Annotated in this window: 22 protein-coding genes; 10 read left to right on the plus strand and 12 right to left on the minus strand. The window is 67.7% G+C overall.

Annotated elements, in window-relative coordinates:
- The first annotated feature begins 47 nt into the window (after positions 1-47).
- Positions 48-533, plus strand: coding sequence for an SUKH-3 domain-containing protein (locus KCG34_RS00285; protein ID WP_211938420.1), 486 nt, complete (start codon positions 48-50; stop codon positions 531-533).
- Between the two features lie 192 nt (positions 534-725).
- A complete protein-coding gene (locus KCG34_RS00290) occupies positions 726-2105 on the plus strand; it encodes a class II 3-deoxy-7-phosphoheptulonate synthase (RefSeq protein ID WP_211938421.1) in 1380 nt (459 codons plus the stop codon).
- Between the two features lie 3 nt (positions 2106-2108).
- Here the strand turns inward: KCG34_RS00290 and ftsH are convergent, their stop codons facing one another.
- The 5 genes from ftsH to KCG34_RS00315 all read right to left on the minus strand — a co-directional run bounded on the left by ftsH (position 2109) and on the right by KCG34_RS00315 (position 7635).
- Positions 2109-3965, minus strand: coding sequence for an ATP-dependent zinc metalloprotease FtsH (gene ftsH, locus KCG34_RS00295; RefSeq protein WP_211938422.1), 1857 nt, complete (start codon positions 3963-3965; stop codon positions 2109-2111).
- Positions 3966-4044: 79 nt separating this feature from the next.
- A complete protein-coding gene (locus tag KCG34_RS00300) occupies positions 4045-4542 on the minus strand; it encodes a DUF4188 domain-containing protein (RefSeq protein ID WP_211938423.1) in 498 nt (165 codons plus the stop codon).
- Positions 4543-4589: 47 nt separating this feature from the next.
- A complete protein-coding gene (locus KCG34_RS00305; protein WP_211938424.1) occupies positions 4590-6674 on the minus strand; it encodes an HAD-IIIC family phosphatase in 2085 nt (694 codons plus the stop codon).
- Positions 6675-6680: 6 nt separating this feature from the next.
- Positions 6681-7103, minus strand: a complete 423-nt coding sequence (locus KCG34_RS00310) for an EVE domain-containing protein (protein WP_211938425.1) — start codon at positions 7101-7103, stop codon at positions 6681-6683.
- Positions 7104-7173: 70 nt separating this feature from the next.
- Positions 7174-7635 (minus strand): Lrp/AsnC family transcriptional regulator, encoded by a 462-nt coding sequence (locus KCG34_RS00315; protein ID WP_211938426.1) that lies wholly within the window; start codon positions 7633-7635, stop codon positions 7174-7176.
- Between the two features lie 134 nt (positions 7636-7769).
- Here KCG34_RS00315 and KCG34_RS00320 point away from each other — a divergent pair, with 134 nt between their 5' ends.
- Together KCG34_RS00320 and KCG34_RS00325 are read left to right on the plus strand one after the other, a co-directional pair.
- Positions 7770-8528, plus strand: coding sequence for a tryptophan 2,3-dioxygenase family protein (locus KCG34_RS00320; protein ID WP_211938427.1), 759 nt, complete (start codon positions 7770-7772; stop codon positions 8526-8528).
- A 506-nt stretch (positions 8529-9034) separates the two neighbouring features.
- On the plus strand, positions 9035-9511 hold the full coding sequence (locus KCG34_RS00325) for a Ros/MucR family transcriptional regulator (RefSeq protein WP_211938428.1): 477 nt from the start codon (positions 9035-9037) through the stop codon (positions 9509-9511).
- A gap of 78 nt (positions 9512-9589) precedes the next feature.
- On the opposite strand, the gene KCG34_RS00330 is transcribed toward KCG34_RS00325, so the two are convergent.
- The gene (locus KCG34_RS00330; RefSeq protein WP_211938429.1) at positions 9590-10486 is read right to left on the minus strand and encodes a cobalamin biosynthesis protein CbiG; all 897 of its coding nucleotides are present in this window, start codon (positions 10484-10486) and stop codon (positions 9590-9592) included.
- Positions 10487-10678: 192 nt separating this feature from the next.
- On the opposite strand from KCG34_RS00330, the gene KCG34_RS00335 reads away from it, so the two are divergent.
- On the plus strand, positions 10679-12604 hold the full coding sequence (locus tag KCG34_RS00335; protein WP_211938430.1) for a putative glycosyl hydrolase: 1926 nt from the start codon (positions 10679-10681) through the stop codon (positions 12602-12604).
- A gap of 1 nt (position 12605) precedes the next feature.
- Here the strand turns inward: KCG34_RS00335 and KCG34_RS00340 are convergent, their stop codons facing one another.
- On the minus strand, positions 12606-13610 hold the full coding sequence (locus KCG34_RS00340) for an NADP-dependent oxidoreductase (protein ID WP_211938431.1): 1005 nt from the start codon (positions 13608-13610) through the stop codon (positions 12606-12608).
- 137 nt (positions 13611-13747) lie between these two features.
- On the opposite strand from KCG34_RS00340, the gene KCG34_RS00345 reads away from it, so the two are divergent.
- Positions 13748-14665: a Gfo/Idh/MocA family protein gene (locus KCG34_RS00345; RefSeq protein WP_211938432.1), complete on the plus strand. Its 918-nt coding sequence runs from the start codon at positions 13748-13750 to the stop codon at positions 14663-14665.
- A 107-nt stretch (positions 14666-14772) separates the two neighbouring features.
- On the plus strand, positions 14773-15834 hold the full coding sequence (locus tag KCG34_RS00350; protein ID WP_211938433.1) for a class I SAM-dependent methyltransferase: 1062 nt from the start codon (positions 14773-14775) through the stop codon (positions 15832-15834).
- Here KCG34_RS00350 and KCG34_RS00355 read toward each other — a convergent pair.
- The 4 genes from KCG34_RS00355 to xth all read right to left on the minus strand — a co-directional run bounded on the left by KCG34_RS00355 (position 15831) and on the right by xth (position 19090).
- Positions 15831-16694 (minus strand): PP2C family serine/threonine-protein phosphatase, encoded by an 864-nt coding sequence (locus KCG34_RS00355; protein ID WP_211938434.1) that lies wholly within the window; start codon positions 16692-16694, stop codon positions 15831-15833. The genes KCG34_RS00350 and KCG34_RS00355 overlap by 4 nt on opposite strands.
- 65 nt (positions 16695-16759) lie before the next feature.
- Positions 16760-17449 carry an NnrU family protein gene (locus KCG34_RS00360; RefSeq protein ID WP_211938435.1) on the minus strand — a complete coding sequence of 230 codons (690 nt, stop codon included), beginning with the start codon at positions 17447-17449 and terminating at the stop codon, positions 16760-16762.
- A 69-nt stretch (positions 17450-17518) separates the two neighbouring features.
- Positions 17519-18256 carry a hypothetical protein gene (locus KCG34_RS00365; protein WP_211938436.1) on the minus strand — a complete coding sequence of 246 codons (738 nt, stop codon included), beginning with the start codon at positions 18254-18256 and terminating at the stop codon, positions 17519-17521.
- A 54-nt stretch (positions 18257-18310) separates the two neighbouring features.
- Complete coding sequence (gene xth, locus KCG34_RS00370; protein ID WP_211938437.1) at positions 18311-19090, minus strand: exodeoxyribonuclease III; 780 nt, start codon at positions 19088-19090, stop codon at positions 18311-18313.
- Between the two features lie 180 nt (positions 19091-19270).
- Between xth and KCG34_RS00375 the strand changes: the two genes are divergently transcribed.
- Entirely contained in the window at positions 19271-20674 is a 1404-nt protein-coding gene (locus KCG34_RS00375; RefSeq protein WP_211938438.1) for an APC family permease, read from the plus strand.
- A gap of 3 nt (positions 20675-20677) precedes the next feature.
- Here KCG34_RS00375 and erpA read toward each other — a convergent pair whose 3' ends face one another.
- Complete coding sequence (gene erpA, locus KCG34_RS00380; RefSeq protein WP_211938439.1) at positions 20678-21007, minus strand: iron-sulfur cluster insertion protein ErpA; 330 nt, start codon at positions 21005-21007, stop codon at positions 20678-20680.
- A gap of 80 nt (positions 21008-21087) precedes the next feature.
- Here erpA and KCG34_RS00385 point away from each other — a divergent pair, with 80 nt between their 5' ends.
- Together KCG34_RS00385 and KCG34_RS00390 are read left to right on the plus strand one after the other, a co-directional pair.
- A complete protein-coding gene (locus tag KCG34_RS00385) occupies positions 21088-22296 on the plus strand; it encodes a deoxyguanosinetriphosphate triphosphohydrolase (RefSeq protein ID WP_211938440.1) in 1209 nt (402 codons plus the stop codon).
- A gap of 129 nt (positions 22297-22425) precedes the next feature.
- The gene (locus KCG34_RS00390) at positions 22426-23253 is read left to right on the plus strand and encodes an SPOR domain-containing protein (protein ID WP_211938441.1); all 828 of its coding nucleotides are present in this window, start codon (positions 22426-22428) and stop codon (positions 23251-23253) included.
- The last annotated feature ends 3 nt before the right edge of the window (positions 23254-23256 follow it).

Below are 23256 nucleotides of genomic sequence, written 5' to 3' on the forward strand. Positions count from 1 at the left end.
GAAGGTTTTCCGCACCCGGACCCGACATCGAACCACAGGCGAAGGTCGTGGCCATCTTTCAGCGGGCAGGTTGGCGTCGCAATCGTCGTGTTCAAGTCGATCCATCAGTTCCTTTGGAACATCCCGCTTGGGCTGTTCTCGAGGGGTTCGGGGGATTGCGGGTCGGCGCCGGGGAGCGAGGCGAGGAGTGTGGGGCCTCGGATGTCGAGTTCCTGCACCTGCTTCCCGAAATTCCAGAGGTTGCGATTCTCGAAAGTTTGGCGGGCTCGCCACTTGTCGGGATCGCGTGGATTGGGAGCCGGCATGGTGAGCTCTACATGGACTGCGTTGGGCGCCTCTTCGGCGTCAGCCTAATGCACGATGCCTGCTGGCTGGCGGGGGAGAATTTCGCCGAGGCGATGACGGGATTGCTCTTGGGTCATTTGCCCCGCCCCATTCTCTTGCCGGGTCAAAGCGAGGTCGACCTCTATGGCATCAAATTTCTGGCAGATGATCCCAGGGTTTATCCGGTAGGACCGGCAGGGGCGCACTAGGGAAGGTTTTTCCTGCAGCGCTCATTCCCGCGAAGGCGGGAATCCAGATTCATCCACAGGGCTGGCTGATTTCACCTGGATCCCCGCCTTCGCGGGGATGAGCGGTGTTTGGGTACGCCCAGCCTGCGCCCTATCGCGCTTTGCCTTGGCCCCCCATCTGCGGTAAACGCCCGCCCTCTTTCCGAGGAAGCCATGACCCACCGTTGGACCCCGAACACCTGGAGATCGAAGCCCGCCCAGCATATTCCGGCCGACTATCCGGACGCCGGCGCGGTGGCGCGTGTCGAGGGCGAGCTGCGGGCTCTGCCGCCGCTGGTGTTCGCCGGTGAGGCCCGTCGCCTGAAGGGCTTGCTTGGCGATGTCTCGGCTGGCCGCGCCTTCTTGTTGCAGGGCGGCGACTGCGCCGAGAGCTTCAAGGAGTTTACCGCGGACAACATCCGCGACACCTTCCGCCTGATCCTGCAGATGGCGGTGGTGCTGACCTTCGCCGGCGGCAAGCCAGTGGTGAAGGTCGGGCGCATGGCTGGCCAGTTCGCCAAGCCGCGTTCCTCGCCGGTCGAGACGCAGGGGGACGTGACCCTGCCGTCCTATCGCGGCGACAACATCAACGGCATGGGCTTCACAGCCGAGGAGCGTGCGCCCGATCCGGAACGCCTGCTGAAGGCCTATCACCAGTCATCGGCCACGCTGAACCTGCTGCGCGCGTTTGCGGGCGGCGGCTATGCTGACCTGCACAACATACACCGTTGGACCCTGGGCTTCGTCGAGGGCAGTCCGAACGGAGGCCGATACCGTGAGTTGGCCGACAAGATCTCGGAATCGCTGGATTTCATGTCGGCGATCGGGGTCACTGCCGACACCCATTCCGAACTGCACCGGGTGGAGTTCTTCACCAGCCACGAGGCCCTCTTGCTGGGCTTCGAGGAAGCCATGACCCGGGTCGATTCCACCTCGGGCGACTGGTACGACACCTCGGCGCACCTGCTGTGGATCGGCGAGCGCACCCGCCAGCTGGACGGGGCGCACATCGAATACATGCGCGGGATCAAGAACCCGATCGGCCTGAAGGTCGGCCCGACCCTGGAGCCGGACGATCTCCTTCGCCTGATCGACGCCCTCAATCCGGGCGACGAGGCGGGCCGGCTGACCCTCTATGGCCGGTTCGGCTCGGACAAGATCGCAGCGCGCCTGCCCAAGCTGATGGAGGCCACCCGCCGGGCCGGCCGCCAGGTGGTCTGGGCCATCGACCCGATGCACGGCAACACGCTCACCGCCGCCAACGGCTACAAGACCCGGCCGTTCGACCGCATCCTCGGCGAGGTGAAGAGCTTTATCGAGATCGCCCAGGCCGAGGGCGTGCATCCGGGCGGCGTGCACCTGGAGATGACCGGGCAGAACGTCACCGAATGCCTGGGCGGCGCCCGGGCCCTGTCGGAAGGTGACCTGGCCGACCGCTACCACACCCATTGCGACCCGCGTCTGAACGCCGAACAGGCGCTGGAGCTGGCCTTCCTGGTGTCGGAGAAGCTGAAGGCCGCGCGTCAGAGCGAGCGCCAGGCGGCGGTGGGGTAGGGGCTATTCCGCCGCCGCGGGCTCCGGCTCGCGCGCGGGAAGGAGCGGGGAGAACTCGTCCGCCGTCAGGGTCTCGCGGGTCAGCAGCAACTGCGCGCCGGCCTCCAGGTCCGCGCGCCGTCGCCCGAGGATGTCCAGGGCTGCAGCCTCGCCGGCGGCGACCAGGGCCTTGACCGCCAGGTCGATCTCCCGCGCCGTGGCCTCGGCGGCCATCTCGTAGTGGTCCTCCGGCGCGGCCAGGAAGGCCTGGCGCGGCGGGGCGTAGACCCGCTGGCCGACCACCTCGTCCATGCCGAAGCGCGTGACCATCTCCAGAGCGATCTCAGTCGCCCGCTGCAGGTCGTCGGCGCCGCCGGTGGAGATGTCGCCGTCGAAGATCATCGACTCGGCGGCGCGGCCACCCAACAGGACGGCGATGCGGTTTTCCAGGTCCGAGCGGGCCAGTAGGAACCGGTCCTCGGTCGGGCGCTGCATGGTGTAGCCCAGGGCGCCGACGCCGCGGGGGATGATCGAGACCTTCTGCACCGGGTCCACGCCCGGCAGGGTCGACGCCACCAGGGCGTGGCCCATCTCGTGATAGGCGACGCGCCGCCGCTCGGCCTTGCTGAGCACGCGGCTCTTTTTCTCCAGGCCGGCGACGATCCGCTCGATGGCCTGGGTGAAATCGTCGAGAGTGACGCTGTCCGATCGGCGGCGGGTGGCGACGATCGCCGCCTCGTTGACCAGGTTGGCGAGATCGGCGCCGGTGAAGCCGGTGGTCAGGCTGGCGACCTGATCCAGGTCGACCTCGGCGGCCAGGACGATTTTCTTCACGTGCACCCTGAGGATCGCGAGCCGGCCGCCGTGGTCGGGCCGGTCGACCAGCACCTGTCGGTCGAAGCGGCCGGCGCGCAGCAGGGCCTGATCCAGGATCTCCGGCCGGTTGGTCGCGGCCAAAAGGATCACCCCGGCGCTGGAGTCGAAGCCGTCGAGTTCGGCCAGGAGCTGGTTCAGGGTTTGCTCCTTCTCGTCCATGCCGCCCACGAGGGCGCCGGAGCGGCTGCGGCCCAGGGCGTCCAATTCGTCGATGAAGATGATGCAGGGCGCCGCCTTGCGCGCCTGGTCGAACAGATCGCGCACCCGCGCGGCGCCGACGCCGACGAACATCTCGACGAATTCCGAGCCGGAGATGGAGAAGAACGGCACGCCGGCTTGGCCCGCCACCGCGCGGGCCAAGAGGGTCTTGCCTGTCCCCGGCGGCCCGACCAGCAGGATGCCCTTGGGCGCGCGGGCGCCAAGGCGGCCGTAGGTGGACTGGTCCTTCAGGAAGGCGACCACCTCCTCCAGCTCGAACTTGGCCTCGTCGACCCCGGCCACGTCGGCGAAGGTGACCTTGATGTCGGTCTCGACATAGACCCGGGCCCCGGACTTGCCGACATTGGCCAGGCCGCCAAGGCCGCCGAGCCCGCCGCCGCCGCGCCGCATCATGAAGGCCCAGAACAGGTAGAAGATGAAGATCGGCGCCAGCCAGGAAAGGATGCTCGCGAGGAAGCCGCCCGAGGGTTGGCCCTTGACCTCGATGCCCTTGGCGGACAGGGAGTCCGCCAGGGCGGGCTCGACACGGTGGGTGAGGAAGCCGGTCTTGCCGTCCTTGTAGAGGCCTTCGATGGTGCTGACCCCGACCGTGACCTCCTTGATCTGCCCCTTGGCCGCCTGGGCCTGGAACTGGCTGTAGGGGATGGTCTGCACCTCGGACAGGCTGACCACCAGCCACTGCAACGCCACCAGCATCAAGACGGAGGCGATCACGTAGCCGATCGTCAGGTGGTGCTTGCCCTGATCGCCGGACTTGCCGTTGGCTGGGCGAGGCGCATCAGACATGGCGGCATCCGTCACAGGGTGCGGGAATTTCCGCGCCTCGGACATCAACCCGATCTGGGGTGGGTCGCCTTGACCTCGGTCAAACCTCCGCCGAGGCCTTGATGGCCGCCTTGACCCGCTGGCGCGCCTCTTGCCGGAAACCGACCGCGTCCACGATGTCACCCGCCGCGCCGAGGCCATAGCGGGGCATGTTGTTGTAGATGGCCTCGTAGCGGCCCGGCGAGACCAGATAGGTCTCATGCCAGATGCCGACGTCGCCATTGGAGCCGACCGCCTTGTTGAAAGCCTGCCAGGCCGGCAGATGGACCTTGTCCCGGGCGCGGGCATAGGCCTCCAGGTGATCGAAGCTGCGCCAGTACTGAATAGCCATGACGTTGGGAAAGCCGAAATGGCTGCGCACGTGCAACAGGCCAAGGTCGGGCTGGCGCGCCAGCTCCGCCAGCATCTTCGGCATGGCCTGGGCCACGGGCAGCCACGAGCCGATCTTCCACGGCTTGTTGATGCGCATGCCGATCAGAAAAAGGACAAAGTCGCCCTCGATCTCGGCGCCGACGCGCCGGTCGATGATCTGGACCATGGTCTCTTGCCTCCCCGGCGCTTCTACGCCCTGGCCGGCCGCCCGGATCAGCCGGCCAGACGCCGCCGCCACACCTGATCTTCGCCCAGCGCAAAGCCGTTGTCGCGATAGATGTTGCGCACCGGGCCGTTGCGCGGGGTCTCGATGATCCGGCCGCTGGCCTCGGCCTGGTCCTGGGCCAGGTCGGACAGCACCGCCTGCAGGAAGGTGTGCTCGACCCCCATGCCCAGCACCCGGCAGCTCATGGCCAGGCCCAGAATCTCGCCGCCGGCGACCACCGCAGCGCCCACCAGGCCATGGTCGCCGAAGCGATCGGCGACATGCAGGGTGAAGACGCGCCCGGCGGGGCCGGCGATGAGGGTCGCGAGGTCACCCGCCTTGGGCTTGATCCCGGTGGTGTTGAACTGAGTGGTGCGCTGGAACAGCTCTTCGACCCGCTCCAGCGGGTCGCCGGGGGCGAGGCGGGCGACGCGCGTCCTGATGTCCAGTGAGGCCAGGAAGGCGGCTTCGTCGGCGACGGCGGTCCGGTGCTGCTGGCGGCTGAGCTGGGCCTTGGTGGCCTCCGTGCGAGCGGCGGATTCCTCGGTGATCCGCGGCGGCGTCAGGCGTGGGTCGGTCAGCAGGCGCCGCCGCAGGCTGAACAGCTCCTCACCCCAGACCTCGACCTCGGGCAGTTGCTGGCGGACGCGCTCGCGCTCGACGGGGTTGTCGTCGATGAACAGGAAGGCGCTGTCGGCGAATCCCAGTTCGGCGGCGATGGAGCGGATGTTGCTCGCCTTGTCCTCCCAGTTGACCCGCCAGGTGACGAAGTCGTCGGGGGTCAAGAGACGTTCGGCCGGATAGTGGTCCTCGTAGCGCCACAACTCGCGCACCGTAGCCTCGTCGTTCTTGCTGACGCAGGCCAGGAGGATGCCGCGCCGTTTCAGATCCTTCAGCGCCTCGTGCAGGCCGAAGAAGAGGCCGATGTAGGAGAACGGCCCGCTGACTTCGGGTGACCAGGCGAAGGGCGCGCCGGTCTCGGCCAGGACCCCGGGCCAGAGGGTATTGTCCAGATCGACGATCACGCACTTGATGCGCGAGACGCCGAGCACGCTGACCAGGGCGTCGACATGAGCCGCCGCCATCACCCGCTCACGCACGTAAGGGTCGCCGCCGACCAGCTGGGCCAGGGGCGCTGTATCGGGGAAGATCTGGTGGGTCGCCGCCTTTTCACTGTCCGGCCGTTGCAACATCCAGCCGGGCGATCCGAAATGGGTGTAGCCGACCTGGGCGTCGTCCAGCAGGCGTTCGGCCCCGGCGCCCGCCAGATGGCCGGCCACATCGACCACATGCACGTCCGGATAGGCTTCGGCGAGGCTGGCCAGGGCCACATTGGCCAGACGAAAGCGATTTCGATGCCCGTACTGTCCGTGGTCGGCCAGGCCCAGCGGCTGCACCGTGGGCTCGGGCAGGTTGTCGATCAGGATCGGCGCGGCGGTGTGCTGGCGCAGGCCCTCGATAATCAGCCGGGCCTGGGCGATGAACAGGGAGAAGGGCGGGGTCTGGTCGTCGGCGATCGGGTCGGTGAGGGTATGCCGGGCGCGCAAGGCGCCGACCAGGATGGCGTCGTGCTTGCGCTCGGCGGCCAGGCGCAGGTCGTCGGGAAAGGTCGCGGCGATGCGCAGGTCCAGGCCTCGCCCGGCCGCCTCGCGCCGCAGGAAATCGGACTCCATGTGGATGTCGCAATCGCCGAACAGCAGCACGTCCAGCCGCTGCCCTTCACCCGCAAGGTCATTCGCGCCCAGGGCCGCGCCGGCGGCCCAGTAGGGCTCCGGCCCTTCCTTGGCCTCGCGGCGGAAGCGCTCCAGCATCGCCTCGGGATCGCGGCCGTGATAGGCGCCGAGCTCGGCGGCGACCGTGGCCAGTTCCTCTTCCGGTGTCTTGTCGGTGAGGATGCCGCGCTCGGTCAGGGCGGCGAAGGCCCCGCCGCCCGCCTGCTCTGGCGGCAGCTCGCGCGGCTCGGCGAAGAAGGCGATCATCCCCGCCAGGTCCTGGTCCACTACCAGCCGCAGATGGCTGACGGCGTGGATCACCAGGACCCGTTCGTCGCCCAGGGGCAGGAGGTGGATGAAGCGGGACAGGCGAAGGATCATGGGGCCTCAGGCTTCGCCGGCCAGGGCCAGGATCGTCTTCCACTCTTCGTTGCTGATCGGCGCCACCGACAGGCGGGACTGGCGCAGCATGATCATCCCTGAAAGGGCTGGGCTCGCCTTCATCGCCGCCAGGGTCACGGGCGCCTTCAGGGGGCGGCCATAGCTGACCTCGACCGCGACGAATCGGCCGCTGGCGTCGGACGGGTCGGGATAGGCCTCGCGCTCGACCTTGGCCACGCCCACCACCGACCGCTCTTCGCCGGAGTGGTAGAACAGGGCCAGGTCGCCGACCTTCATGGCTTTCAGGAAATTAGCCGCCTGGGCGTTGCGCACCCCGTCCCAGACCGTGCGCCCGTCGCGCTGCAGGTCGGCGAAGGCGTAGGTCTCGGGTTCGGACTTCACCAGCCAGTGGGAGGGGGCGTCGGCCATCTCTATGCTCTTTTGGATTCCGGATCGGCGCGCCGATTAAAGGCTACGCCCGGCGCCGCGCCAAGCCTCCTCACGGTCGCGGCAGGGCGCTGGTCAAAAGCCCGTCGTCCTTGACCGTGCGCATGGTCATGGTGGTGGTGAAGCGCTGCACGCCGGGCAGCCGCCAAAGTTCCTGGCGCAGCAGGTGGTCCAGGTCGGCCATGGAGGCAGTGGTGACCTTCAGGAGGTAGTCGGCCTCGCCGATGGTGGCGTGGCAGGCCAGGATGGCGCGGTGGCGAGCCACCGCCTGCTCGAACTCGGCATGGCGGTCGAAGGCGACGGTGACGCTGACGAAGGCCGCGACTTCCAGGCCCAGGACGGCCGGGTCGAGCAGGGTGCGATAGCCCTTGATCGCGCCGGCCTGCTCCAGCGCTTGGACCCGCTTCCAGCATGGCGATTTGGAAAGGCCCACGGCCTGGCCCAGTTGCGCGAAGGAGAGCCGGGCGTCGGCTTCCAGCGCGGTCAGTACGGCGATGTCCGTCTTGGAAAGCACTTCCGTTTCCAGAATTGGCTCATGAAGCGACAATCGTTTCTCATAAGCCGTCGACAAGGTCTGATCCAGCACAATGTTCCCAGGGCCTCGTGCTACGTTTTTGTGCAGTGTTCGCCCTGCAGGAGGAAAACCAGGTGGATCGTTCGGCCTATTACGCCATGCTCTCGGCGCCCGAGACCCTGGACTACGAGCGCTACCTGTCGACCTCGAAACTGCTGAGCTGCCAGAAGCCCTTCGAGGCGCTGTGCAACGCCGACGAGTTGCAGTTTCAGATCGTGCATCAGGTCGAAGAGCTGTGGATGAAGCTGATCGCCTTCACCCTGCTGGACATCGACGAATACCTGCGCGCCGGCAATGCGCACCGGGTGGTCACCCTGTTCGGCCGTTGCAATCGGCTGATGAAGATGATGACCGAGCAGCTCGATCTCCTGGAGACCATGTCGCCCAAGGAATATCAGCAGATCCGCCTGCAACTCGGCAACGGCAGCGGCCAGGAATCGCCGGGTTTCCGCGTGCTGCTGCACATGCCGGCTGAGCTCTGGGACAGTTTCGAAGCCCGCTACCTGCAGAACGGCCGCACGGTTCGCGACATCTACGACCACGGCTATGCGCACGACGACGCCTATGTGGTGGCCGAGGCCATGATCGCCTTCGACGAACTCTTTCAACTGTTCCGCTCGCGCCACATCATGCTGATCTTCCGTTCGATCGGGGCCGGTTCGAAATCCTTGAAGGGGCGGCCGATCGAGTTGCTGCAGGCCGGTCTTCGGCATCGGTTCTTCCCGCCCTTGTGGGATGTGCGCGCCGAGATGACCGACGCCTGGGGCGCGACCTACGGCGAAGTGCGCGATAGCCTTTGTGAAGCTGCAACCAATGAGCTGTCGCAAGGTTGAGGCTTTGAGGCGGCGCTTGGCGGCCGCTGCTTTGCTGTTTCGGCTCTAGAAGGTCTTTTCACCCAGGACGCTCGGCGCAGCCTGTCCAGCGAATCGGCGTCGAACTTCTGTGCTGCGGCTCGCCTTCGTCGAAAGCGTCGGTAGAAGTTGACGCCAATATGGCGATCGACCGGAAAAAGCGTCGTCCTACCGTGGCCAAAACCTCAAGCGATCCTGCCTCAGCGCCGCTCTGTTCCAGAGCGGGTGCGAAGAAGCGGCGATACGCTGAATTTCCCAGGCAAACCAATCGCCTCGCTGCCTTGGCAACATCGGCGGGACGTCGATGTCGCTTGAATTACAGCGGCGCTGTCGCTTTGCTTATGGTTTATTACTGAGAGGTAATGGCGAAATTACGCCATCTGACTGTTGAACTGTTTGCAAGACTCGCGAACCTGGCTTATGGACCCTCATTCCAATGCGGTTGCGACCACACCGCCAAGTCAGCGGAAACACCGGAGAGAAGCCCAATGGCCGAAAACAGCCTTCTGATTGAGATGACTGCGGAGATCGTCGCCGCTTTCGTCGGGAACAACAGCGTTCCCGCCAGCGAGATCCCCAGCCTGATCTCTCAAACCTATGCCGCGCTCAGCGGCGCCGAAGCGCCTCCGGTGGTCGAGCCCGAAGTCAAGACTCCCGCCGTTCCGATCAAGCGTTCGATCCAGCCGGACTACATCGTCTGCTTGGAAGACGGCCGCAAGTTCAAGTCGCTGAAGCGTCACCTGCGCACGAAATACAACCTGTCGCCGGAAGACTACCGCGCCAAGTGGGGCCTGCCCAAGGACTACCCGATGGTTGCGCCGAACTACGCCGCCGCCCGCTCCAACCTCGCCAAGCAGATGGGTCTGGGCCAGGGCGGCCGTGGCAGCGCGCCCGCGCCGGCCGCCAAGGCCAAGGCTGCGCCGAAGGCCGCCGCCGCCACCCGCGGCCGCAAGAAGGCCGGCTGATCTCTTCAACCGAGGTCTGCAACCGCAGCGCCCGGCCGGATCGATCCGGCCGGGCGTCTTGTTTTCAGGCGGCGCTTATCAGCCGACCCCGAGGATCCAGCCTTCCTCGGTCTCGATTACCTGGCGCCGGGCCTCCTCGACCGCCGCGCTCGGGCCGAAGGCGGCGCCCAGCTTGCCGGCCTCGTCCAGCCGGGCGAAGTGTTCGGCCGTCGCGCGCACCTGGGCCTGGTCCTTGACCTCACCCGGGGCGGGGACCGCCTTGACCAGGGATGGATAGACCTCTGCGGCCACCACCGCCGTTCCGCTCAGATCCGCCTCGCTGATTGCGCCAAAGCCGGTCTCGAAGGGCCAGACCTTCAGCGCCTCGCCGCGCGCGAGTTTCAGCCGCCGCAGCATCGGCAGGCCCAGGATCGCCTGGCCGCCGACCGAGCCGTTGTAATAGAGCTTCCAGATCGAGTGCGCCCTGGCGGCGGTGTCGCAGAAACGCATCTCGGGCAGGTCGTCCGGCCCATGCTCGCGGGTGCGCTTGGGCTGCAGGGTGGTCAGGGCGTCCTTGGGCGGGCAACCCCAGAAGGGGAAGGGGCCGCCGGTTAGGCGCCGGTTGATCTCGGAGGCCACGCCGAAGCGGTTGTTGGTGTTGTCGGCCTTGTCCTTGACCATCTTGTCCAGCTGGTTCCAGACCGCCAGCCAGGGTGCGTCACCCGGCAGCTTGAGCGCCGCACTGAAGCCGCGCGGGAAGCCCAAGGGGAAGTCGAAGCCCAGCAGGGCCCGCTCGTTACGCTTTTTCAGGTCGTCGAGGATCTCGCCGAGCTTGACCTCCGCGGCGGCGCGGGTGGCCGGATTGAACGCCTCGAACGCCAGGCGGAAGCGCACGTCGCGCTTCAAGACGCCGATCCAGACCGAGTCCGCGCCGGTGTTGGGCTTGGAGGCCGCGCTCCAGTCGACGATCACATAGGCGTTGAACAGCCGGGACACGCTGAAGGCTCCTCGCGAAACAAGCGTTCGGCTTGTAGCGCACCGCCGCGCCGTGGGGAACGAGGGGCGGTCGAAATCGCCGCCGCGATGTTTTCCCAAAAGCGCGTGCGCCGTCCGCACAAATAAGGTAGCGGTACCATTTGCGCGCGAAGAGCGACGGTCGCCAGTACGGGCGCGCGCCAGGGGAGCGTTATGAAAGCGTTCAAGTCGAGCCTATGGGCGGCTGCATCGGCGGTCGTGCTGACCTTGGCGGGCGGGCCGGCGAGGGCGGCCGAGGCGCCGCCAGCGGGCCACTACAAGAACTTTCGCGCAGCCATCTATATCGCGGTCAGCACCACCCACACACTGGCCGACCCGGCTCGGCGCGAGCGCGAGTTCCAGCGCGCCTTCGGCCAGGTCAGGTTCGACAAGGTCTATCTCGAAGTCTATCGCGACCACGACTTCGCCAGCCCGGCCGAGATCGAGGCGGTGAAGGCCTTCTTCAAGTCCAAGGGCGTGGCGGTCTCCGGCGGGATCACCCTGGCGGCCGGCGGCCATGGCGGACAGTTCGGCACCTTCGACTATGAAAACCCTGCCGACCGCGCCGAGTGCGAGAAGGCCGCGCGCCTGGCCGCCGCCCATTTCGACGAGGTGATACTCGACGATTTCTTCTTCTACGCCTCCAAGAGCCCGGCCGACATCGCCGCCAAGGGCGCCCGCAGCTGGACGCAATATCGGCTCGACACCATGCGCGAGGTCTCCCGGGATCTGGTGCTGGGCCCGGCCAAACAGGTCAATCCCAAGGTCCGGATGATCATCAAGTATCCGAACTGGTACGAGCACTTCCAGGGTCTGGGCTATGACCTGGAACAGCAGTCCCAGATGTTCGACGCCATCTATACCGGGACCGAGACCCGCGACCCCGACGCCACCGACCAGCTCTTGCAGCAGTACGAGAGCTACGAGGCCTATCGCTACTACAGCAACATCCGCCCCGGCGCCGACCTGGGCGGCTGGGTCGACACCTTCAGCACCCGCTATGTCGACCGCTACGCGGAACAGCTCTGGGACACCCTGCTGGCCAAGGCGCCCGAGATCACCCTGTTCAACTGGACGCCTATGTCGGAGCCGAGGCCCGTGCAGCCTGGCGAGCGGCCGTGGAAGGGCCAGGCGACCAGCTTCGATTGGGCGGCGATGGCGGCCAGCTATCGCGGCGTGGGCGCAAACGATCCCGGGCCAGGCTGGGGCCGTGTCGCCGGCTATTCCCTGGAGCAGATCGACAAGGTGCTGGGCGGTCTCGGCCGGCCGGTCGGCATTCCGCTCTACAAGCCCTACCAGTCCAGCGGCGACGACTTCCTGCCCAACTATCTGGGCAACCTCGGCCTGCCGATCGAGCAGACCCCGCGCTTTCCCATGGACGGCGACATGCTGATCCTGACCGAGGCGGCCAAGGCCGACCCGGACATCGTGGCGAAGATCAAGGCGCGGCTGATGGCCGGCCATGACGTGACCATCACCTCGGGCCTGCTGCACGCCTTGAAGGGGCGGGGGATCGACGACATCGTCGAGTTGGAGGACACCGGCCGCGTCGTTTCGGCCAATACCTTCCTGGACGGCTACGGCGCCGGCGACGGCCGGCCGCTGAACGAGCCGGGCGTGGCGACGCCACAGATTCTGCTGCCTGAAATCGGCTTCTATACCAACGACTCCTGGTCGCTGGTGCGGGCGGTCGCAGGCGCCAAGGGTTATCCGATCCTGTTGATGAACCGCTACGGGCGCGGGGTCCTCTATGTGCTGACCACGCCGGAAAACCCAGCCGACCTCTACAATCTGCCCGAACCGGTGCTCACCCGGATCAAGGCCTTTCTGCAGCGCGACTTTGCGGTGAGGATCGCGGCGCCGGCGGACGTCGCTCTGTTCGCTTACGACAACGACGCTCTGGTAGCGGAGTCCTACCGCCCGACGGTCTCGACGGTGCAGGTGTCGGTCAAAGGTGCGGCCAAGGCGCTGCGCAACCTCGCCACGGGCGAGAGCGTCCGCGCCGGCCCATCGGAAAAACTGCCCGACGAGGCGGCGCGAACGACCTTCGAGATCACTCTGCCGCCGCACTCCTATGCGGCGTTCAAGGTGGAGCGATAGATCAGCCGAGCTTGACCAGCATCTTGCCCATGTTCTCGCCGGAGAAGAGCTTGAGGAAGGCCTTGGGGGCGTTCTCGACGCCGTTCTCGACCGTTTCTTTCCAGTGGAACTTGCCGCTCTGGATCCAGCCGGACAGCTCCTTTAGGTAGGCAGGGGCCATGTCAAAGTGGTTGGAGACGATGAAGCCCTCCAGCTTCAGGCTCTTGCCGACCGCCAGGATGATGTTGCTGGGGCCCTTGGGCGCCTCGGTGGCGTTGTATTGCGAGATCATCCCGCAAAGGGCGAAGCGGGCGAAGGGCTTGGCCACGTTCAGCGCCGCTTCCAGGTGCTCGCCGCCGACGTTCTCGAAATAGACGTCGATGCCTTGCGGCGCGGCCCGTTGCAGCGCCGCGGTCAGGTCCTTTTCCGCCTTGTAGTCGATCACGTGATCGACCCCGATCTGCTTCAGGAAGGCGACCTTGTCGGCCCCGCCCGCCGAGCCGATCACGGTATGACCCTTCAGCTTGGCGATCTGGCAGACCACCGAGCCCACTGCGCCGGCTGCGGCGGAGACGAACACCACATCGCCCGGCTTCAGCGCCGCGATCTTGATCAGGCCGACATAGGCGGTCAGGCCGGGCATGCCGGCGACGCCGAGGAAGGCCTGGGGCGGCAGGCCATGGGTGTCCAGCTTCTGCACCGCGCCGGCCGGGGCGTTGAAGGCTTCGCGCCAGCCGAACATGGTCGAGACCAGGTCGCCCACCTTCAGCCCCTCGGCGTTGGAGGCGACCACTTCGCCCACCGCGCCGCCCTGCAGCGCCTCGCCGATCTGGAACGGCGGCACGTAGCTTTCCCGATCCATCATCCGTCCACGCATATAGGGGTCGACCGTCATCCAAAGGTTCTTGACCTGGACCTCGCCGGGGCCGGGAGCCGGCACGGTGACGCTGGCCAGTTCGAAATTGTCGGCCGTCGGCAGGCCGACGGGGCGTGACTTCAGCCGGATTTCGCGCGAGGTGATGGACATGGCTAGGCTCCCATTGGGTTTTGATTAGAAACTGAGTAAGACGCTTTAGCCGAAAAAATCCGCGGCGTCATGGGCGATGGACAAAGCCCCGGCGTCTGCACAATTTCGCGTGAAACCAGACGATTCGAGGCGTCGCTTTGCATCCAGGACTGAAAGCCGGCGTGGCCGGGGCCGGCGCATTCGGCGGCCACCACGCCCGTAAGTACGCCGGCATGGCCGGGGTCGAACTCGTGGCCGTCTATGATCCCGACATCGACCGCGCCCGCGAACTGGCCGCGGGCCTGAGCGCGCGCGGGCTGGACGATCTCGGCGAGTTCCTGAAGGCGGTCGACATCGTCACCGTAGCCTCGCCGGCCTTCACCCATGCGGCCGTGGCCCTGCCGGCGCTGGCGGCCGGCAAGGCGGTCTATGTGGAAAAGCCGATCGCCACCACCATCGAGGACGCCGACAAGATCGTCGCCAAGGCGGCGGAAAAGGGCCTGGTGCTGGCCTGCGGCCTGCAGGAGCGGGTGGTCTCCCGCGCTATGGGCCTGCTCGACATCCCGGAGAAGCCGCTGTTCCTGGAAGCCGTGCGCCGCGCGCCCTGGAACCCGCGCAACACCGACGTCTCCTGTGTCCTCGACCTGATGATCCACGACATCGACCTGGCGGTGACCCTGAACCCGGCCGAGGCCCTGGCGGTGGAAGCCGAGGGCCGCGTCACCCATGGGCCGTTCGTCGACGAGGTCTCCTGCGAGATCACCCTGGGCGACGGGGCCACGGTCAAGCTGAACGCCTCGCGCATCGCCGAGGCGCGCGAACGGCGCATGCGCATCGTCTACCCTTCCGGCGAGGTCGAGATCGACTTCATCTCCCGCGCCTTCCGCAACTCGACCCCGTTCCCGCTGAACGCCGACTTCACCGAGACGCCCGCCGGCCGCGACCCTCTAGGGGCCAGCGTCGGGGCCTTCGTGGCTGCGGTGAAGGGCGAGGCGCCCCGGCCTGCCGCCACCGGCGCCGAGGCGGTGGTCGCTCTGGACATAGCGCTGGCGGTAGAGCAGGCCGCCGGCTTTTGATCACGCTGGCTTGACTGTCCAACATTCCCTACCGGGCGCAACGTCCCGCTCTGGCGGCGGGGGCCGCGCAGAGGCTCCGGCGCCGCCTGACTATGGGAGAGGGCGCCATGCGCGAACCGGATATGGCCAAGGTCGAGGCCCTGGTCGGCAAGTTGGTGGGTGACGTAGGGGCGGCGCTGAGCGCGGCCCTGATCACGCTGGGCGATCGGCTCGGCATCTATAAGGCGATGGGCGACGGCGAGCCGGTGACCCCGGCCCAGCTCGCTGAAAAGACCGGCCTCAACGAGCGCTACCTGCGCGAATGGCTGTCGGCCCAGGCGGCCGGCGGCTATGTCGACTACGACGCCGAAGCCAAGCGCTTCAGCCTGTCGCCCGAGCAGGCCCTGGCCCTGGCCCAGGAGGGCAGCCCGGCCTTCTTCGCCGGCGCCTTCGACATCGTGCAGTCGGTCTGGCTGGACGAGGGCAAGATCGAACATGCGTTCAAGACCGGCGAGGGCGTCGGCTGGCACGAGCACAGCACCTGCCTGTTCAAGGGCACCGAGCGCTTCTTCCGCCCCGGCTACAACGCCAACCTGATCGACAGCTGGATCCCGGCCCTGGAGGGCGTGCGCGAGCGGCTGGAACAGGGCGCAGAGGTGGCCGACGTCGGCTGCGGCCACGGCGCCTCGACCATCCTGATGGCCCAGGCCTTCCCGAAATCGCACTTCTACGGCTTCGACTATCACCAGGCCTCGATCGACCGGGCGCGCGAGGCGGCCAAGGAGGCGGGCGTCGCTGACCGGATCACCTTCGAGAAGGCCGCGGCCAAGGACTTCCCGGCCCACGACTATGACCTCGTCACCATGTTCGATTGCCTGCACGACATGGGCGATCCGGTCGGCGCGGGCAAGCACGTCCGGGAGACGATGAAGCCGGACGGCGTCTGGATGGTGGTCGAGCCCTTCGCCAATGACGACCTGGAGGACAACCTCAACCCGGTCGGGCGGATCTACTACGCCGCCTCGACCATGATCTGCACCCCGGCCTCGCGGGCGCAGGAGGTGGGCCTGGCCCTGGGCGCTCAGGCGGGCGAGCGCCGCCTGCGCTCGGTGATGCAGGAGGCCGGCTTCGGCCATGTACGCCGGGCCACCGAGACGCCGTTCAACCTGGTGTTCGAGGCGACCGCCTAGAGGACGCGCAGAAGCACGGCGGTGGCGTCGTCGCTGGTCTTGTAGCGGGGGTAGGTCAGGCCATCGGGATCGGCCTGTTCGATGGCCCGCAGTTCAGCGAGCAGGGGGGCGAGCCCCTGCTCGTGGGCCGCCGCGACCAGGTCCGCGGGGTCGTAGCGGCCATAATCGCTGCTGAGCGCCAGGAAGCCGTCGCTGGCCAGGAGGATCACGGTCCCGGCCGGCGCAGCGATCTCGGCCGACTGGGCCATCTCCGCGCAGCGGGCGTCCGGCGCCAGAACCCACCGGCCGCTGGGCTGGTTCAGCCGGTTGCGGTGTTCGCGTAGCGCCGGCAGCATCTGCTCCCAGTTGGCTTTTGCCGCGGGTCCGGCGCCCGACTCGCGGCCATGCCGGGCGGCGCGCTGGGCTTCGCCGGTCTTGCCGTCGAAGGCGTGGCCGACGATCTGCAGGGCCTCGCCAGGACGCTGGACGAGGGCGCAGCAGTCGCCGAACCAGAGGGCGTCCAGCCATGCATCGCCTCGGGCGCCCAGCAGCATCAGCGAGGCCAGCGGGGTCTCGTACATCTCCACCGGCGGTCGGATCCGCTCGCGCAAGAAGTCGGATTCCAGATCGGCGGCGACAGCGGCTAGCGCGCTGCGAGCATCGCCAAGGCCGGTGCGAACGGTAAGGCGCTCGGCGGCCCGATGGGCCAGCCAGGCGGCGTCGCTCTCGCCCGGCAACAGCGCCCCTCCGAGCCCGGTCGCCCCGTCGATCACCGCCGCAAGCTGTCCCGCAACGCACCAGGCGTCATCATTCGGGCGGTCGGGATTTCCCGGCGCGGTCAGGCTGTCCAGGATCTCGAAGGTTGGGTTGACCGAGGGCATGGCTAAACCTGACCGCTTGCTCGGCCAAGTTCAAATGAAGCTTGCGTCACGGAGTTCCGGGCTGTTCACCCCAGCGGACTGACTCCGAACATCTTCGGGTGGCCCCAGAACACCAAGGCCCAGATCACGATGGCGACCAGGAGGCGCCACCAGATCTCACCGAGCTTCAGCGACTGGCGGCCCTGCAGGATGGCGGCGAAGGGGATGTTCGAGGTCTGGGCCTTGAAGGCGGCGTAGCGGTCGCCGAGCGCGCGCAGCCGCTTGGCGTCGATGCTGTAGGTCCCGGCGACCGACAGGACCAGCAGTCCGCCGAACAGGATGAAATCGGCGCTGCGGCCGTTGGCGATCAGGTGAGCCGTGGCCCAGATGGCGACGCCCCACAGGAAGGGGTGGCGGCTGATGCGGGTCATGCCGGTCGCGGCGTTCGGGCTGTCGACCAGATTGTCGCCGCGCACCCGGGTCGGGGTGTTGGTCAGAAGGCCTGGAACCGCCAGCAGGAAAGCGATTCCAACGAGGGCGATCGCCGGATGGCGCGTGGCAGGTGTCACAGTCCAGAACACATGGTTGTCCGGGCTGGCGCGAGCGGCGCCGAAGGCGAAGATCAGCCAGGTCAGGCCCGCGATCGAGGCCAGGGAGAACAGGCCCATATAGGGCCCCTCGCCAATCGTCCGCGTGAGGGTGTCGCGAAGGGGCGTGCCGGAGACAAGCAGGTGCAGCGCCAGGAACGCTGACATGGCGATGATCAGGATGGTCATGGTCGCCTCCCAGAGCGGCCTCTCCGGGCCAGACGGATCGTCGGGGCGGCGGCCGTTCGGTTCGGTCGCCTAGAGCAGCGGCAACTGCTCGGTCTTGGCTTCCGATGTAGGGGCCGGATCGTCGATATCGAAGGGGCACTCGTCGTCAAAGGCGGGCGGCTCGATCTTGTCGATCGGCGGAACGGTCTTGGCCTTGAAACGCGGTTCGTCGGCCGGGCGAGCCGGCTCGGGCTCGCGGCCCGCGCTTTCGGCTATGGCGTCCGAGACCTTCATCTGCCTGGATTGGGCGCGGCGCATAATCGCCTCGGCGCGACCGAGCCAGGCGCGGGCTTCCTTGATCATGGTCTCGGGCGGTCGGGCGCTGCGGCGGAACTCGTCCATCGGCAGCCACAGGTCCAGCACGAACTCGGGATGGCGCGGGTCGTCGAACAGCAGCGACAGCACCACCTGCTGCGCGTCCTTGGGCGAGCGGTCCATGGTCCGGCGCGGCTCGCCTCGGGCCACCCGCGCCACGACCTGGTCATCGACCAGAAGCTCGGCCCCGATCAGGGCGTTCAGCCGGTAGAGCAGGGCGTTGGCTCCGCCGTCGCGCATGACCAGGATCTGGTCGGCGGCGACACGGAAAGCCGCGGCGCAGTCGCGCCCCTGGGCGATGATCAAGCCGTCCGGCTGGCCGCCCAGGACGCGCCAGGCGATGCGGGTCAGCCGCCGCGGCTCGTCCATCCAGAAGGCGATCGAGGCCCCGATCAGCGTGGCGGCTGACCCGATGATCCCAAGCAGAAGGAGCAGACGGACAAAGTCGTGCATGAGCTTGAGCTTAGTCTGAGTCTCTGAGTCTTGACATGCAGCCGTGCGTCCGCGTCACAGGGCGAGCTCGACGACCACGGGCACATGGTCCGAAGGCTTTTCCCAGTCGCGAACGTCACGATGGATTTCGCAGCCGAGCAAGCGGTCGCACGCCTGAGGCGAAAGCAGGGCGTGGTCGATGCGGATGCCATGGTTCCGCGGCCAGGCGCCAGCCTGGTAGTCCCAGAAGGTGTAGCCGCCAGGCGCGCCGTCGACCTCCATGTAGGCGTCGGTCAGGCCCAGCCACTTCAGGGCGCGAAAAGCGCCGCGGCTCTGTGGCTGGAACAGCGCGTCATCCATCCAGGCGACAGGATCATGCACATCGGCCGGCTCGGGAATGACATTGTAGTCGCCAGCCACCACCAGGGGCTCCTCAAGCGCCAGCAACTCGCGCACGTGCCGGTTCAGGCGCTCCATCCAGCCGAGCTTGTAGCCGAACTTCTCGCTGGCGACCGGATTGCCGTTGGGCAGGTAGATGCCGACCACCCGCACCGGGGTGGGGCCGGAGATCACCGCCTCGACATAGCGGGCCTGATCGTCGGCCTCGTCGCCGGGCAGGCCGCGGCGGACATCCTCGACGGGCGATTTAGAGAGCAGGGCGACGCCATTATAGGTCTTCTGACCATGGACCACGACGTTGTAGCCCAGGTCTTCAAACGCCTCGCGCGGGAACTTCTCGTCGACGCACTTGATCTCCTGCAGGCAGGCGACGTCGGGCGAGGCCTCGCGGAACCACTTCAGCACGGTCTCGAGCCGGGCGTTGACCGAATTGACGTTCCAGGTGGCGATCTTCATGGCGCGCGACCCTAGGCGGAGCGGTGCGCCGGGGTCAACGCAAGGATCAACCAAACGGCGCTGCGGCGTTCACCTGGGGCCGGCCAGTCAAATTTGTTCGCCCCATCGCCCATTGCCGGCCTGCGTCGCGCCACGCTAGCGTCATGTCCGGGCGCGGGGGCGTCGCACGGGGGACAGAGCATGACGGATCAGGCGGGCGTCTCCGCCCCGGCTGCAGGCCATGGCAAACTGCATCGTCAGCTCTCGCCATTCGGGGTGTTGCTCCTGACCCTGTCGTGCCTGTCGCCGGTGTTCTCGGTCTATGGCATCGGCTCCGACGTGCTGCAGCATACCGGAACCGGCGCGCTCGGCCTGTTCGCCCTGGGCCTGGCCTGCGCCTTCATCTGGTCGGCGGTCTATGCCGAGCTGGGATCGGCCTACCCTTATGCCGGCGGCGACTATGTCGGCGTGGGCTCGATCCTGGGGTCATGGGCGGGGGTCGCGACCCTGGCGATATGGGCGGCGACGGCGGGGCCGGCGGTGGCCTTCCAGGTCCAGATCATCTCCACTTACACCCGCGAACTGGTCCCGGGCCTGCCGCCTTCGGCTGTGACCTTCGGCAGCCTGGCGCTGTGCGTCGCCGTCGCCCTGATGGCCGTGCGAACCGGCGCCCTGATCACCGGGCTGTTCCTGGCGATCGAGATCCTGGCCGTGCTGGCCCTGATCCTGATCGGCTTTGCACATCCGGCGCGAGGGCTGGCGGCGCTCGCCGCCCATCCCGTGGCCATCGGTTCCCATGGGATCATGGAGCCGGTGGCGCTGGGCGTGCTGGCCCTCGGCGCGATCAGCGCCGTCTATGGCACCGTGGGCGGCAATCAAGCGATCGGCTTCGGCGAAGAGCTGCGCGATCCGCATCGCAACATGGGCAACGTGATCGTCGTGGCCTGCCTGATCGGCGCCTTTGGCACCGCTTTGCCCGTGATCGCGGTCCTGTTCGGCGCCCGCGACCTGACCGCGGTGCTGCGCGATCCCGCGCCGATGGCCGCTTTCGTCAACCAGGCCGCCGGTCCCTGGGCCGGCCGTGCGCTCAGCGCCGGCGTGGCGCTGGCCATCTTCAACGCCACCATCGCCCAGATCATGTTCGGCGCGCGGCTGTACTTCAGCCTCGGCCGCGACGGGATCTTCCCCGGGCCGGTCAATCGCCTGCTGGCGGGCGTTCACGAGCAGTCCGGCGCGCCGCGCGGCGCGACCATGGTGGTCGCGGTCTTCTCGCTGCTCTGCTGCTTCCTGAGTTCCCACACCCTCCTGATCTTCAACACCGGCCTGCTGGTCTACGGCTGGAGCCTGGTCTGCTTGTCGGTGCTGGTCGGGCGGCGCAGGGGCATGACCGCGCGGCCCGGCTACTGGCGCGCGCCGCTTGGGCCGCTCGCGCCCCTGCTGGGCCTTGTGATGGCGGGCGGCTTCACCCTGGCCGACCTGGCGGATCACGACGCCGGCCGACCGAGCCTGATTCTTCTGGGCGGGGTCGTGCTCGCAGCCGTGGCCTGGAGTCACTTCGCCCTGCGCCGCCGGCCTGGCGGCTGGGCGCCGGTGCTGGCGGAATAGGGGCTAGATCGAGAAGCTGACGCCGCAGCCGCAGCTGGACTTGGCGTTGGGGTTGCGCACCCGGAACTCGGCCCCCGCCAGTTCGTCGACGAAATCGATCTCCGAGCCCCTGAGCAGGGCCATGGACACCACATCCACCAGGGCGGCGGCGCCGTTCAGCTCGATCCGGGTGTCGTCCGGCTCGGCCGCCTCGACCAGATCGAACTGGTACTGAAAGCCCGAGCAGCCGCCGCCTTCCACGGCGACGCGCAGCATCAGGGGGCGGCCCTCACGCGCGCCGATGGCCTTGATGCGCTCGGCTGCAGAGGGAGAAAGGCTGACGGAATCGGACATTGCAGGTCATTCTCGGTTGCGCCCCCTATATGAGGCCGGTGCGGCGCATGCGAAAGAGGCCCGCTGCAAGGAGTAAACTGATGGCGTCGGCTTCGACATTGGACACCCGTGCGCGAGCGTCCTTCGCCGCCGATCCCGCCGCATCGCTCGGCCGGCGCATCGACGAGGGAGCCAGCCGCACCCGGACCCCTTTCGCCCGTGACCGCGACCGCATCATCCACACCTCGGCCTTCCGCAGGCTGAAAGAGAAGACCCAGGTGTTCGTCGCCCACGAGGGCGATCATTTCCGCACCCGCCTGACCCACTCGCTGGAGGTGGCGCAGATCGCCCGCACCCTGGCCGGCGCCCTGGGCCTGGACCCGGACCTGGCCGAGACTATCGCCCTCGCCCACGACCTCGGCCATCCGCCGTTCGGCCACGCCGGCGAGGACGAGCTGGACGCCTGCATGGCGCCCTATGGCGGGTTCGACCACAATGTGCAGACCTTTCGCGTGGTCACCGAACTGGAGCGCCGCTACCCGGACTTCATCGGCCTGAACCTGACCTGGGAGACCCTGGAGGGGGTGATCAAGCACAACGGTCCTGTGGAGGACCGCCTGGAGCGGCCCAGTTGGCGGCCGATCGCCGAGTTCAATGCCGGCTACGACCTGCGCCTTGGGACCTTCGCCTCGGCAGAGGCGCAGGTTGCGGCCCTGTCCGACGACATCGCCTACAACAACCATGACGTGGACGACGGGTTGGAGGCGGGTCTGTTCCGTCTGGAGGAAGTCGCGCGTGTGGCCCTGATCGGCCCGATCCTGCAGGCGCTGAAGGAAGAGCGCCCGGAACTGGACGATCGCCTGCTACGGCTGGAGGCGGTGCGGCGGATGATCGGGGCCATGGCCGACGACGTGCTGGAGCAGACCCGGCGGAACGCAGCCGAGGCGGGGGTCCAAACGCCGGAGGACGTGCGCCTTCTCGGCCGCGCCCTGGTCAGCTTCTCGCCGGAGATGGCCGAGGACCTCGGCCGCCTCAGGATGTTCCTACACCAGCGCATGTACCGGCACTACCGCGTCAATCGGACGCGCAGCCAGGCGCGGCGGATCCTGGCCGAGATGTTTCGCCTGTTCATGGCCGAGCCCGAGACCCTGCCCACCGAGTGGTACGAGCGGGTCCACGACCTGGACGAGGCCGGGCGGGCTCGAAACGTCTGCGATTACATAGCCGGCATGACCGACCGCTTCGCCATCGAGGAACACCACCGGCTGTTCAACCTCGACAAGATCTATCTGCCCGGCGGGACGGGGTAGGGCGGCGAAACCTGGGGATGGCGGGGTGAGGTTCGCCCCGGGATCGCTTCGGCGGACCCGCCGGGTCGACTAAACTGGAGTCTGGGGCTGATTCGCCGGCGGTGAGCGCCCTTCTTCGGAGTCGATGCCATGACCGATCACGATCGCGGCGCTTATACGCCCCAGACGGACGCGCCCCTCGCGTTCGACGCGCGCCATTCGCGTGGCGGCGGTGGGGGCGGCCCTGCGCCCATGACCCTGATCGTCAGCGCCATCGTGCTCCTGCTGCTGATCATCGCCCTCCTGCTGTTCTATCGCAGCGGCGTGCGCCATTCGGGCCAGGCGCCGCAGGTGGTGGGCGCGCCCGTCGCCCAGACCAAGAGCACGCCGCCCGCAGATTCCAGCGCGCCTTCCGCCGGCGCCGGCCTGCAGATCTACAAGAGCGACGGGGCGCCGCCGCCCTCGGCTGCGCCGACTTTCGCCCCAGCGCCCGAACAACCCCAAGCGCGACCCGCGCCGCCGCCGCCGACCGCCGTCCCCGTGGCCCCGGTGGCCAGCGCGCCCCTGCGCCCGGCTCAGACCGAGACGGCTCCGGCGGCAAAGCCCGCGCCCCTCGCGCCCAAGGCTGAGGCGCCGCCAGCGGCCGCCGCCGCCAAGCCGGCCAAGGTCGCGTCGCTGACTCCCGCCAAGCCGAAGCCGGCCGCCGTCGCCGCGCCCAAGGCCGAGGCGCCGGCCGCCGGTGAGCCGCTGGTGCAGATCGGCGCCTTCTCCTCGGCGGCGCTGGCGGAAAAGGGCTGGAACGACACCGCTCTGATCGTGCCCGGCAAGATGGCCGGCAAGACCAGCAAGGTCGAAAAGGCCGACCGCGACGGCAAGACCTTCTACCGCGCCTTCGTCGGCGGCTTCTCCAGCCATGCCGACGCGGTCAGCTTCTGCGTCGCCCTGAAGGCGGCGGGCAAGCAGTGCATGGTTCGCTAGGGC

This window comes from Phenylobacterium montanum (assembly GCF_018135625.1).
In the GTDB taxonomy this organism is placed as follows: domain Bacteria; phylum Pseudomonadota; class Alphaproteobacteria; order Caulobacterales; family Caulobacteraceae; genus Poindextera; species Poindextera montana.

Bases quoted from the DNA above. Each gene is read 5' to 3' on its own strand.
- KCG34_RS00290 (WP_211938421.1), top strand. From the start codon at position 726: ATGACCCACCGTTGGACCCCGAACACCTGGAGATCGAAGCCCGCCCAG.
- ftsH (WP_211938422.1), bottom strand. From the start codon at position 3,965: ATGTCTGATGCGCCTCGCCCAGCCAACGGCAAGTCCGGCGATCAGGGC.
- KCG34_RS00300 (WP_211938423.1), bottom strand. From the start codon at position 4,542: ATGGTCCAGATCATCGACCGGCGCGTCGGCGCCGAGATCGAGGGCGAC.
- KCG34_RS00305 (WP_211938424.1), bottom strand. From the start codon at position 6,674: ATGATCCTTCGCCTGTCCCGCTTCATCCACCTCCTGCCCCTGGGCGAC.
- KCG34_RS00310 (WP_211938425.1), bottom strand. From the start codon at position 7,103: ATGGCCGACGCCCCCTCCCACTGGCTGGTGAAGTCCGAACCCGAGACC.
- KCG34_RS00325 (WP_211938428.1), top strand. From the start codon at position 9,035: ATGGCCGAAAACAGCCTTCTGATTGAGATGACTGCGGAGATCGTCGCC.
- KCG34_RS00335 (WP_211938430.1), top strand. From the start codon at position 10,679: ATGAAAGCGTTCAAGTCGAGCCTATGGGCGGCTGCATCGGCGGTCGTG.
- KCG34_RS00340 (WP_211938431.1), bottom strand. From the start codon at position 13,610: ATGTCCATCACCTCGCGCGAAATCCGGCTGAAGTCACGCCCCGTCGGC.
- KCG34_RS00350 (WP_211938433.1), top strand. From the start codon at position 14,773: ATGCGCGAACCGGATATGGCCAAGGTCGAGGCCCTGGTCGGCAAGTTG.
- KCG34_RS00355 (WP_211938434.1), bottom strand. From the start codon at position 16,694: ATGCCCTCGGTCAACCCAACCTTCGAGATCCTGGACAGCCTGACCGCG.
- KCG34_RS00360 (WP_211938435.1), bottom strand. From the start codon at position 17,449: ATGACCATCCTGATCATCGCCATGTCAGCGTTCCTGGCGCTGCACCTG.
- KCG34_RS00365 (WP_211938436.1), bottom strand. From the start codon at position 18,256: ATGCACGACTTTGTCCGTCTGCTCCTTCTGCTTGGGATCATCGGGTCA.
- xth (WP_211938437.1), bottom strand. From the start codon at position 19,090: ATGAAGATCGCCACCTGGAACGTCAATTCGGTCAACGCCCGGCTCGAG.
- KCG34_RS00375 (WP_211938438.1), top strand. From the start codon at position 19,271: ATGACGGATCAGGCGGGCGTCTCCGCCCCGGCTGCAGGCCATGGCAAA.
- erpA (WP_211938439.1), bottom strand. From the start codon at position 21,007: ATGTCCGATTCCGTCAGCCTTTCTCCCTCTGCAGCCGAGCGCATCAAG.
- KCG34_RS00385 (WP_211938440.1), top strand. From the start codon at position 21,088: ATGGCGTCGGCTTCGACATTGGACACCCGTGCGCGAGCGTCCTTCGCC.
- KCG34_RS00390 (WP_211938441.1), top strand. From the start codon at position 22,426: ATGACCGATCACGATCGCGGCGCTTATACGCCCCAGACGGACGCGCCC.